Source organism: Occallatibacter sp., from assembly GCF_049802275.1.
In the GTDB taxonomy this organism is placed as follows: domain Bacteria; phylum Acidobacteriota; class Terriglobia; order Terriglobales; family Acidobacteriaceae; genus Telmatobacter.
Window position 1 is genome coordinate 1 of the sequence record NZ_JBARMD010000576.1, and the last position, 11,394, is coordinate 11,394.

An 11,394-nucleotide genomic window follows, 5' to 3' on the forward strand; every position below is an offset into this window, starting at 1 on the left:
AGTTTTTGCAGCAGCAGCATATTGTTCCAGACGTCGGTGTTGTCGTTGGCATCGGGCGAGTCAACGAGGCCTGTGTCGGCTGCGAATCGGGCAGAGCGGACTCCGGGAGCCCCACCGAGAGCGTCGACTTCGAGGCCGGAGTCGTCGGCGAGAATGAGTTGGCCGGGAAGGAACTGGGAGTAATAGACAGCTTTGAGTGTGGCGTTTTCGGCGAAGGTCTTGCCGTCTTCTTCAGGGGGTTCGATTTTTGCGAGATCGGGTAGGGGATCGATAGAGACGGCGTGCGTTTCGGCGGCGGTGCGGAAGTCGCGCAATTTGCCCTGGCTGGTGGTGGCTACGTAGAGGCGAAGGGGCATCCATCAAAGTGTAAGGCACGCCGGGGGCTTGAGCGATAGTGCTTTCCCTCCCATGCCGCGATGAAACTGCGTCATTCATGGGGCACCCGGTATGCGGCTGGTTGAAACTTAGTTTTCCCAGGTCTCAGAAGCGAGACATGAGGCACCCATGTTCTTGCTCATGCAAACCCTCCGAACAAAAAGGATCGCAGGGGTCAGGGCTGCACAGTAGGATGGCTGGTGACGTTTATCCGACAAAACTGGGACGGGGTATGCCGGCGATTCTGACGGGGATTGGGTGGCACATGGTTGGCGCGGCTTCGGCTGCTTCATTTTATGCGCCGATTGAGAAAGTTAAGCGGTGGTCGTGGGAGACGACGTGGGCTGTCGCGGGCATCTTTTCGTGGGTGCTGCTGCCGATTAGCGTGAGCTATTTGCTACTGCCGCATTTCGGGGCATTCTATGGTTCGATTCCGTCGGGCGTGTTGTTGAAGATGGCGCTGTTTGGGGCGATGTGGGGCGTAGGGAATGTGAGTTATGGATTGACGATGCGGCACCTGGGAATGTCGCTGGGGATTGGCATCGCGATCGGAGTGACGCTGGTGGTGGGGACATTGGTACCCCCGCTGATGCATGGGCAGGCCGCGATGCTGTTTCAAACGCGCAGCGGGCTTTTCAACATGGCTGGGGTGGTTGTTGCTCTTGCCGGCGTGGCCATTGTGTCGTACGCGGGACACATGAAGGAAATGCAACTGAAGAGCGGCGGCCCTACAGAGTTCAACGTGATGCTGGGTCTGGCACTGGCGGTGATGTGCGGCATTTTTTCTTCCGGCATGTCGTTTGCGATGGACGCGGCGCAGCCGATGCAGGTGGCGGCGCTGGCTGTCGGTGTGAGTCCGCTTTACTCGGCGCTGCCTAGCTATGTATTCATCATGGGCGGCGGTGCGCTGGTGAACTTCGCGTATTGCTTTGGGCGGCTGGCGCTGGTGAAGAAGATTTCTCTAGGTGAGGATCTGCGCCAATCCGGAGGAACGATTGGAAGAAATGCAGCACTGGCGGCGACGGGCGGGATCATGTGGTATCTGCAGTTCTTCTTTTACGCGTGGGGGGCGGCAAACATTCCGCTGCGATTGAGTTATGTGAACTGGATGCTGCACATGAGCGGGTACGTGTTGTTTGGAGGGATTGTGGGGCTGGCGTTAGGTGAGTGGGCGGGAGTTACGAGTCGTCCGCTTCGGCTGCTGTGGGTGGGAATTGTGGTGATTATTGCGGCGGCTAACCTGGTGGGGTTAGGGCTGGCGACGTAAAGACAGTCGTCAGTGATCAGAGTTCAGGGGTCAGAAGAATGCTGGAGCCTTTGGGGCTCCGGCATTCTTTGTCGAGGTGGTGGACGCGTTAGTCGATGGTTTGATTGAGGCGCAGGTTGCGGGAGGAACCGCCTACGCTTACGGTGCGTTTGCCTGTCGCTATTTCCCATTTCTGATCTTTGGTGGACCAGTACTGGAGCTGGCGTGGTGCTACGTGCAGGGTGACGTCTTTGGATTCTCCTGACTTGAGATGAATGCGATCGAAGGCTGCAAGCGCACGCACGGGGAACTGCACGCCTTCCGGAACCTCGCTGGGAGCCCCGAGGTAGACTTGCGGGACTTCGTCAGAGGCCGCTGAGCCGGTGTTTTTGATTTTCACCTTAACGTCGAGACCGCCGTCACTGGATCTTGCGACGTTGAGGCCAGAGTAGTCGAACGTGGTGTAACTGAGGCCATGACCGAAGGCGAAGAGCGGCTCGATGTTTTCCTTATCGAACCAGCGGTAGCCGACGTTTACGCCTTCACTGTACGTAGTTTTGTGGTCGACGCCTTTCTTTGAGCGCTCGGGGTGCTTGGGATCAGTGGCGGGGTAGTCGTCGAGGCTCTTTCCCCAGGTGACTGGGAGACGGCCGGCGGGACTGACTTTGCCTAGGAGGATGTTGGCTGTTGACCAGCCGCCTTCGTCGCCGGGCCACCACATTTCAAGAACGCCCTTGACCTTGTCGATCCACGGCAGAGCGACGGGCTGGCTGGTGTTGAGAACGACGATGGTGTTGGGGTTGACGGCGGCGATCTCTTCAACGAGCTTGTCCTGATCGCCGGGAAGGCCGAAGACGGGTTGAAGGCGGGTCCAGACAAAGACGACGGCGGTTTTGGCTTTTTTGGCAGCTTCAATGGCCTGGTCATGATCAGCCTGGCGCTGTTCAGGGGTGTACCAGTTGAGGCGGACCTGCACGGGAGCTTTGGAACTGTCGGGACTTGTATTGATTTCGATGGTGTGAGGGCCGGCGGTGAGTTCGACGGCGCGGCGAACGTTGTCGAGATGGTCGGTGGTGGGAATGGCGTTGTCCTGATTCGCCTGCAGGATGTCGCCATGGACGCCACCTTGGAATGCTCCCGTTGAGGCGAGGCGTTTGCCATCGAGCGAGATGCGCGCGTTGGTGCCCATGGCCTGCAGATAGATCCAGTAACTACCCGCGTGCGGCGGAGTGAGCGTGCCTTTCCACGTGATGACCGAGTTGGGCGGAAGGGCATTGCCGCCTTTGATGGTGAAGTCGAGTTGCGGATCGGTCTGCATGGCGGCGCTGGCGGAGTTTCCTGATGTGGACACGATGGCGCGCTGCAGGCCCGGCTGGCCGTCGTGGCTAAGCGCGCTGGCGGGGATCGGCGTGCCGGTCATGTCGTCGGCAACTGCGAAGCTGATGTTCGAAGAGCCGGAGATTTTTTTCATCGCGGCGAGTGGGCCGATCTGGCGTTCCGGCAATCCAACCGACCGTTCGCCATTGATGCCGATGGAATCGACCTGGCCAGCGGTTGGACCGATGAGCACTACTGAGTCGAGTTCGTCGTGCTTGAGGGGAAGGACGTTGCCATCGTTTTTGAGGAGGACGGCGGCGTCTTCACCGGTCTTCTCGATGATCCTGGCATTGGCTTCGATAGCTTGCGTGGTGAAATCGTGCTTGGACTGGCCATCGAGATAGCCGAAGTGAACGATCTCGTAGAGCACGCGTCCGGCGGCGCGCGTGACAGTGGCTTCAGTGACGGTGCCGTCTTTGAGGGCTTCGGGCATTTTTTCGGGACTGAGCTTGACGCCGAAGTCGCCCATCCCATCACGATGCGGTGCCGGCTCTTCAGGTATGTGGCCGCCGAACATGGCTTCATTGAGTTCGGCCGTGGCTTTGGCGTCATTGTGCAACGGAGGCGGTGGAGGCAGCGAGTCAAAGAACGAGGGGATGAAGGAACCCATGGGGCCGGGCTGGCCGCCGGGCATTTCCATGTCGAGGCCGGCGTTGATGAAGGTGACGGCATGCACCGCACCCCAGTCGGAGGTGACGAAGCCTTTGAAGCCGATCTGATCGCGGAGGATGGTGGTGAGGGTGTCCTTGTTGCCGCAGGCGAAGGTGCCGTTGAGGCGATTGTAGGAGCACATGATGGAGGCGACGTCGGCGCGGCGGATGGCGGCCTCAAAGGGTGCTACGTAGACCTCGTGAAGGGTCTGGTCGTCAATGAAGATGTTTCCGCTGTCGGAATCGTATCCGACATAGTGCTTGATTTGCGCCATGACGTGCTGCGACTGAATACCTTTGACTTCGCCGACTCCCATTTCGCTGGTGAGAAAGGGATCTTCTCCGAAGGTGTTGTAGCCGCGGCCGAATTCGAGATCGCGATCGATATTGACGAAGGGCTGCAAGGCGACATCAATGCCGAGCGCGCGTGCTTCGCGGCCGATGACGAGGCCGTTGTCCTCAGCGTCCTTAACGCTGAATGTGGCGGCAACACCCATGGTGGCGGTTTCGCCCTGCGACGGATGGCGCGTGAGTACGCCGGGAGGTCCGTCAGCAAAGCGGAGTCCCGGAATATGAAGGCGCGGAATGCCTGCGAGGTATCCGGCCTGGCCCTGGTAAACGGAGGGGTCTTCCTTGGTGCCGTGAATGAGTGTGAGCTTCTCTTCGAGCGTCATTTGGCTGAGAAGCTTGTCGACGCGGGCGTCGCCGGTGACGACGGGGACGGCTTGAGCGAGTGCGAATGTGGCTGCGAGCGCGAAGAATGTGCACGCGCAAAGAATGCGCGTTGCGCGGGCAGGTTGGAATAGACGGAGCGATGGTGTCGAATGCACGTTTGGATCCCCCTCGATAGGCATTTCGCGGCCAGATAAACGATTGATCTGGCTGTGAACGTGTTACGGCAAGCAAGTGTATAGCAAGCGGGCTGCCACGTGCAGTGTGCAAGATTTGCGACGCCGGTGACTAGTTTTCAGTAGCCGATGGTGAAGCGAGCGCGCTCATAGGCAGGACGTTCCAGCTCATCGACAAGGGCGATGGCGTAGTCCTCCATCGAGATACGGCTGTTGCCCTGGGCATCGGCGACAAGCTTGTTTGTATCAAGGCGGAACTTGCCGGTGCGCGTACCGGGCTCAAAGAAACCGGCAGGGCTGAAGTAGGTCCAATTGATATCGGACTTTTTGAGCAATTCAAGAGCTTTTTCGTGTGAAGTGGCGATGGGAACCCATTCAGCAGGAAGATGGCCGGACTTGAGGACAGTTACGCCGGGAGCGACTTCGAGTGATCCGGCACCGCCTACGACGATGAGGCGGATGTTTTTGCCGGCTTTGCGAACGGCTTCAATCTCCCGCTCGGTGACGCCGAGGAGTTGATCGGTATCGTCCTGGGGAGGAGCGTAGGCGCTGACGACTGCGTCGGCTCCGGAGATGATGGCGGCGATCTTGTTTACATCGCTGAGGTCGTCTTTCACGGTCTTTACACTCGCGGGAAGACCAATGGGGTTGCGAGCGACGGCAGTGACTTTGTGACCGCGCGAAAGGAGTTCACTGAGAATGCGGATGCCGGATTTACCGGTCGCGCCGTAGAGCACTACGTTCATTGGATTCTCCTGGTGGAAGACGCAGCGGCCGACGTCTCCCCCAGGTTTGATGTGGCCAAGGGAGAATCGCTTCGCGAAAATCAGCGGAGAAGTGGCGAGAAACGCCGCTCTGGATGACACTGAGGAAAAGTTGGTGTAACGATTTCAAAGTCATTTAGACTACTTACTCCCTATGGGAACGGCACTGACTCGGAACCTGCAAAGCCTTGCGGCGGACCTGACGCGGAAACGAATCCGCGGACACGCCGTGCTGCTGGGGCTGGTGGTGTGGGGATTGTATGCGATTAACATCGCAACTCCCGGCTTGCGCGACCGAGAAGGGCAATTGAAAGGCGCTGATTTCCTGCACTTCTATGTGCTGGGCAACATTGCGCGTATGCATGACGGCAGCATGCTTTATGATGCGCCCCGGCAAGCGGCGCTGGCACAGGAGTTGATTCACCAGGAGCCGGGTGAATCGTATCTCCCCGTATATGGTCCGCAGTTTTCTCTGATATTCCGACCCCTGGCAGGACTGCCTTATGGATGGGCTGCTGCGGCATGGATGCTGGCGAGCGCGTTGACGTGCGCCATCTGCTGTTGGCTGGTGCTGCGAGTGTGCCCTCACCTGCGGGACGACCGCGCGACGGTTCTCATCCTGGCTGCAGCCTTCCCGGGTTTCTTTTTCATGGTGGCGAGCGGGCAGAACTCGGCACTGGCTTTGATTGCCTTTACGGCGGCATTTTTCTGCTTTCGCGCGGAAAGGCTGTTTTTGGCTGGGATGGCGCTGGGGCTGTTGGCGTACAAGCCGCAGTTCGGGGTCATGGCGGCGGTCGTTTTTGTTTTGACGCTCGAGTGGAGGGTAATCGCCGGCGCGCTCATGACCGGCGCAGGACAGTTGGCGGTTGGAGCCCTGTATTACGGAAGGGCCGCGCTTGACACCTATTTCAAAGGGCTCACGCAGATCAATCAAAACGCCTCTGCCCTCGAGCCGCACATAGACAGGATGCATAGCCTTGACGCGTTCTGGCGGCTGCTGGTGCCATGGCCGAGAGTTGCCTTTGCGCTGTATGCGGCAACGGCGCTGGTGGTGGTTGTTGTGACTGTATGGTGTTGGAAGACGAAAACACCGCTGCAACTTCGCTATGCAGTTTTCCTGTTGGGCACCGCGCTCGTGAATCCACACCTTACGGACTACGACCTGGTGATGCTGATGCCTGCGCTGCTGCTGATTGGAGACTGGATTCTGCAATCTGCTGAGTCGCCTGAGCGAGATGCCGCGAAGCTGCTGACCTATACGGCGTTTTTTCTGCCGCTATTCGGCCCACTGCTGAGGTTCGTTCACGTGCAGTTGTCAGTTCCGGCATACTCGGCGCTGTTCCTGGTGATGGCGGCGGTAATTCGCAAACAGACGATGGGGTCCTCGGGGCGCGAGCAAGAGTATCACGCAGCAGCGTCGCCATTGGGAGCCTGAACGCGATCTGAACGCGGCGACGATCGAGTTCGGAGCTCAAAGCCCGTCTAACGAATACTGTCTGGATTTCACGCCGGGAGAGGCAGTGCGTCGCCCAATTCCAATTCGATGAGCTGCTCGCGCATGCGTTCTACAGTGGTGAAGAGAATACTGACAATGCCCAGGGCACGCGCGGCATCGATGTTGACCTGCTTATCGTCGATGAAGAGGGTTTCTTCGGGCTGGGTGCCGAGGCGGTCCAGGGTGAGTTGATAGATGGCGGGTTCTGGTTTGGCCATGTTGTGTTGGAAGCTCCAGACGAGGACGTCGAACCGCGGGAGCCAGTCGAATTCGCGCTCGATATTGGCAAGTACGGTGTCGCCCATGTTGGAAAGGATGGCGGTCTTGATGCCGTGCTGCTTGAGTTGCCGCTGCCAGTCGAGCATGGCGGGGTTCTGCGTGGTCCACATGCGCGCGTCCTGGAAGTTGAGTTCGCCGATGGTGGCAGCGTCCAGGTTGAGCTTTGCGTCGCGGACGATGTTCTTCCAGAACTGGAGACCGGTGAGTTTACCTTCGTCGTATGCGTGGCGGTCGGCCCAGTAGACGGTTTCGAATTGATCGTGCGGTAGGCCGGTGAGGCGGAGCATGGCGTCGTGCGCTTCAGCGCTCGGTTGTCCGGTGAGAACCATTCCATAGTCGAAGATGACCGCGCGCAGAGCCAATGTTCCTCCTGTAAGGCGCCGTGTATGTTGAAGGTGGCGCTTCTTCTATTGTGAGGGATGCATTTGGGCGAGCAGGGAGCAGGGAACAGGAACCAGGGAGTAACAGGCAGACGGCGATGACGTTTTCTAAAAGAACGGATTGGAATACGGAGGAGAGTGTGCTGGCGCGGGCGCATCGCGAACGCATGCGGGCAGGGCCGCCGGTTGCGGACCTGACGGCTTCGAATCCCACGCGGTGCGGATTCGAATACGATGCGGATTTGTTAGGCGCGCTGGCGGATGTGCGTGCGCTGGATTACGATCCGCAGCCGTTGGGGTTACTGCGCGCGCGGGAGGCGGTGTGCGGGTATTACGCGGATCATGGCGTGACGATTTCGCCAGAGCGCGTGTTGCTGACGACGAGTACGAGCGAGGCATACAGCTTTCTGTTCAAGTTGTTGTGCGATCCGGGGAACGAAGTTGTGGCGCCGCAGCCGGGGTATCCGCTGTTTGATTTTCTGGCGGTGCTTGACGATGTGAAGATCAAAGGAGCGCCGCTGGTGTACGACTACGGATGGCAAATCGAGCCGGAGGGGTTTCGCCGGGCGTTAACGGCGGAGACGCGGGCGATTGTGCTGGTGCACCCGAATAATCCTACGGGGCACTTTACGAAATCGTGGGAGGCGCAGGAATTTGCGGTGATTTGCCGTGAGCGGGGACTCTCGCTGATTGTGGACGAGGTTTTTCTGGATTACGGATTTGGCCACGCGGAGCCTGCGAGTTTTGCCGCTGGACTTGAAGGCGTGGATGTGTACGTGGTAAGCGGGCTGAGCAAGATTGCGGGTCTGCCCCAAATGAAGGCTGCGTGGGTAGTGGCTACGGGGCCGCGTGCTGCCGAGGCTATGGAGCGGCAGGAAGTGATTTCCGATACGTTTCTCTCCATGAATGCGCCGGTGCAGGGAGCGATTCCGGCCTGGATCGCTGGACGGAACGGGATTCAGCAGCAGATCAAAGAGCGGGTGGCGGCGAACCTTGCTGAGTTGGACCGGCAGCTTGAGGCGGTGGATGCGGTTCGGCGGCTGGATGTGGAGGGCGGCTGGTACGCTGTGCTGCGGATTCCGGCGCTGCAGCACGATGAGCGGACGGTGCTCGAGTTGCTGGAGCGGGGAGTGTGGGTGCATCCGGGGTATTTTTTCGGGATGGAGGAAACTGGATGGCTGGTGGTGAGTTTGCTTGGTACTGTTGAGGAGTTTAAAACTGGGATGGGGTTGGTTGTTGACTATTTCAGAACGCATCAACTGAATAACAATTGTCTAGTCGATAGCGAAGTGTAACTTTCACTACTTCAATCTATCTAAATGCAAGTAAATATATTTAATGATTTATCTGATCTTGATTATTGAAGAAACGGATTAGCTTTACGTTCGTAGGCGATTGTTGTGGCGGGACCGTGTCCGGGAACGACTTTCGTTTCGTCGGGCAGGGTGAGCAGGCGCGTCTGGATTGAGTCGAGGATCTGGTTAGAGTCGCCGCCGGGCAGGTCGGTGCGTCCGATGCTGCCGGCGAAGAGGGTGTCGCCGGCGAGAACCATGTTGAGCGGAGCAAAGTGAAGGCAGATAGAGCCCTGGGTGTGGCCAGGGGTGTGAATGACCTGGGCTGGGTAGTTGTCGAGGCCGACACGGCGGCCGTCGGTGAGGGGTTCGTCGGGTGGTGCAGTTTCTGGCGTTGGCACGCCGACCCATGCGGCCTGTTCGGACATGATTTTCAGCAGGGGGAGATCCGCCTCGTTGAGGAAGATGGGAGCGCCGGTGAGCGATTTTAGTTTCAGAGCGCCGCCGATGTGGTCGATGTGGGCGTGGGTAATGAGGATCTGTTTCAGGGTGAGACCGAGGGCCGTCAGGCGGCGATGGATGCGGCTGATTTCGTCGCCGGGATCGATGATGATGGCTTCGCGAGTGGCTTCGTCGGCAAGGATGGTGCAATTGCACTGCAGCGGGCCGACGGGAAAGGTCTCGAGAATCATGAATTCATTGTAGAGCGGAGCTGTTGGCGGTAGCCGGAAAGCAGAAGTGGCAGACAAATTAGAAGAGGCAGACCGGGAAGGTCTGCCTCGAAGCTTGCAGTGCCGCTGAACTTACTGCGCGGGCTTTGCGGGAGCAGATTGCGATGCGGGCTTGATGTTGTCGAGCACTGAGTGCGACTTGCCGGAGCGAACAAAGAGGACCGTGAGCGAGAGCGACGTGATCATAAAGATAATCGCGGACCAGGTGGTCAGCCGGGTGAGCACGTTGGCTGCGGCGCGGGGTCCGAAAGCTGTCTGGGAGCCCTGGCCACCGAATGCTCCGGCGAGGTCGGCTGAGCGGCCTTGTTGGAGGAGGACGACTCCGATAAGGAAAAGGCTCACGATGACGTGGAGCACGACGACGAAGTAGAAGAGGATCTGCATTGCGAAAGCTGCTTTCCGAATCTTGTCCGGTTGGTCCGGGAACGAGAGTCTGTGGTGCGGAGGAGGGGACTTGAACCCCTATGCCTTGTGGGCGCTAGCACCTCAAGCTAGTGCGTCTGCCAATTTCGCCACCTCCGCGAGGTGAACCTTTTAAGTATATCAAAAACAGGGGTGTGGTGAGGGGAGCGGGCGGTTGCGCAGAACCGGCATTGCCGGCGCGAGCAGGGTTCCAAAATCAGACCAGTCGTCAAAAAAGACCGGTTGAAACCCGGGGCTGAAGCCCGTCCTCTATTTGCCTGATTTCAGGGGCATGAATGCCCCTGCTCCCTCCGTGGAATGCATCAGCACCCTCCGTGGGTATGTCCCTGCTTTTTCTGTATGAGTGTCCGTGTTCTTTCGATTGAGTAGGGACTGACGGATCAGTGCATGCGGGCGCGCATGCGCTTTTCGGCGTCGGCGGACCAGTATTTGCAATCGAGGCGGATGAAGACTGAGGAGTAGGGGATGGTCATCGTTGTCTTGAGGACGAGGACGTGGAATTGCTTGCTGGTTTCATCGATCTGGGCAATGACTTTTTCATGCGGGATGGATTCGATGTTGTAGTTGCTGAGAAGCTGGGCGATCTGGGTGCGGTAGGCGGACGCGCCGGGGGCGTCGTCATCGGGGACGAAGGGCAATTCCTTATCCATGGATATGAGGGGACGGACGTGGAGGGAATTGTTGACGGCCGAGAGGACATATTGGAGGACATCGAGGTGAGAGGCGTTGGTCTCGATGGTTTCTACGCCGGGGGAGGACTGAAGTGGGTAAGCGGAGTCGACGATGAGGATCCAGTTGCGATGGCCGAGGATGGGCATGGATTCGTTGACGCGCGACTTCCAGTTGGATTGGGCGTGCGTTGGGATTGCAAAAGCGACTGAAGCAAGAAGGATTGCTGCCAGAGGAAATCTGCGCATTGGAATCTCCCGGGTATGGAACTTTGCGACAGGATCACTCTACTGCACTGGCCGAAGCCCGCAAACTTGTAGGAATGGTAGGATGGTGAACACTTCCTCTGTATTCCCGGCGCACTTTAATACTTGCTCTGTTTCTGTGTTCCTTTAGAAAGTGAAAGGCGCAAATGAAAGCTGAAAGGTTGTTTTACAGCGCAGCCGCAGTCGTTTTTCTGTCGGTGATGCTGATCGGATTCCATCCTTTCTACACGCACCGTACGCATTTCGACGGAAGCCCGATCGATCTGGGGATTTTCCTGCTAGTGCTGGTGCATGGCTTGTCGATCGCGGCGTGGTTCGTGCTTTTCCTTGTGCAGTCGTTGCTGATCGCGGTTCGGAATCGCAAGCTGCACATGACGCTGGGGTGGGCAGCAATTGCGATTGGACTTGCGATTGCGAGCACGGGAACGATGGTTGCGATTCGATCGGTGCAATTGACGCCGCGATTTGTCTTCTTTGATATGGAGTATCCCCGATTTTTGCTAGTGATGTTTGGCGAGATGGCGATGTTTACGATTTTCATTACAGCGGGAATCGTGACGCGCAAGAAACCGAAGATTCATCGGTCAATGATGCTGCTG

At 58.2% G+C, this 11,394-nt stretch carries 11 protein-coding genes and 1 tRNA gene; 4 read left to right on the top strand and 8 right to left on the bottom strand.

Annotated elements, in window-relative coordinates:
• Positions 1–356: non-canonical purine NTP pyrophosphatase (locus tag WA354_RS19735; protein ID WP_472814735.1), on the bottom strand; the 356-nt coding region annotated here is incomplete at its 3' end.
• Between the two features lie 212 nt (positions 357–568).
• Here WA354_RS19735 and WA354_RS19740 point away from each other — a divergent pair.
• On the top strand, positions 569–1,642 hold the full coding sequence (locus tag WA354_RS19740; RefSeq protein ID WP_472814736.1) for an L-rhamnose/proton symporter RhaT: 1,074 nt from the start codon (positions 569–571) through the stop codon (positions 1,640–1,642).
• 88 nt (positions 1,643–1,730) lie between these two features.
• On the opposite strand, the gene WA354_RS19745 is transcribed toward WA354_RS19740, so the two are convergent.
• Both WA354_RS19745 and WA354_RS19750 read right to left on the bottom strand, forming a co-directional pair.
• A complete protein-coding gene (locus WA354_RS19745; protein ID WP_472814737.1) occupies positions 1,731–4,478 on the bottom strand; it encodes a beta-glucosidase in 2,748 nt (915 codons plus the stop codon).
• Positions 4,479–4,615: 137 nt separating this feature from the next.
• Positions 4,616–5,242 (bottom strand): NAD(P)-dependent oxidoreductase, encoded by a 627-nt coding sequence (locus WA354_RS19750; RefSeq protein WP_472814738.1) that lies wholly within the window; start codon positions 5,240–5,242, stop codon positions 4,616–4,618.
• A gap of 172 nt (positions 5,243–5,414) precedes the next feature.
• Between WA354_RS19750 and WA354_RS19755 the strand changes: the two genes are divergently transcribed.
• On the top strand, positions 5,415–6,695 hold the full coding sequence (locus tag WA354_RS19755; RefSeq protein ID WP_472814739.1) for a glycosyltransferase family 87 protein: 1,281 nt from the start codon (positions 5,415–5,417) through the stop codon (positions 6,693–6,695).
• Between the two features lie 68 nt (positions 6,696–6,763).
• Here the strand turns inward: WA354_RS19755 and WA354_RS19760 are convergent, their stop codons facing one another.
• On the bottom strand, positions 6,764–7,396 hold the full coding sequence (locus tag WA354_RS19760) for an HAD family hydrolase (protein ID WP_472814740.1): 633 nt from the start codon (positions 7,394–7,396) through the stop codon (positions 6,764–6,766).
• A gap of 116 nt (positions 7,397–7,512) precedes the next feature.
• Here WA354_RS19760 and WA354_RS19765 point away from each other — a divergent pair, with 116 nt between their 5' ends.
• The gene (locus WA354_RS19765) at positions 7,513–8,709 is read left to right on the top strand and encodes a pyridoxal phosphate-dependent aminotransferase (protein ID WP_472814741.1); all 1,197 of its coding nucleotides are present in this window, start codon (positions 7,513–7,515) and stop codon (positions 8,707–8,709) included.
• Positions 8,710–8,771: 62 nt separating this feature from the next.
• Here WA354_RS19765 and WA354_RS19770 read toward each other — a convergent pair whose 3' ends face one another.
• The 4 genes from WA354_RS19770 to WA354_RS19785 all read right to left on the bottom strand — a co-directional run bounded on the left by WA354_RS19770 (position 8,772) and on the right by WA354_RS19785 (position 10,777).
• The gene (locus WA354_RS19770) at positions 8,772–9,398 is read right to left on the bottom strand and encodes an MBL fold metallo-hydrolase (RefSeq protein WP_472814742.1); all 627 of its coding nucleotides are present in this window, start codon (positions 9,396–9,398) and stop codon (positions 8,772–8,774) included.
• 111 nt (positions 9,399–9,509) lie between these two features.
• Positions 9,510–9,821 (bottom strand): preprotein translocase subunit SecG, encoded by a 312-nt coding sequence (gene secG / locus WA354_RS19775; RefSeq protein ID WP_472814743.1) that lies wholly within the window; start codon positions 9,819–9,821, stop codon positions 9,510–9,512.
• A 52-nt stretch (positions 9,822–9,873) separates the two neighbouring features.
• Positions 9,874–9,959, bottom strand: a tRNA-Leu gene (locus tag WA354_RS19780).
• A 281-nt stretch (positions 9,960–10,240) separates the two neighbouring features.
• Positions 10,241–10,777: an RbsD/FucU domain-containing protein gene (locus tag WA354_RS19785; RefSeq protein WP_472814744.1), complete on the bottom strand. Its 537-nt coding sequence runs from the start codon at positions 10,775–10,777 to the stop codon at positions 10,241–10,243.
• Between the two features lie 164 nt (positions 10,778–10,941).
• On the opposite strand from WA354_RS19785, the gene WA354_RS19790 reads away from it, so the two are divergent.
• Positions 10,942–11,394 (top strand): hypothetical protein (locus WA354_RS19790; RefSeq protein ID WP_472814745.1); only part of this gene is annotated, 453 nt, incomplete at its 3' end.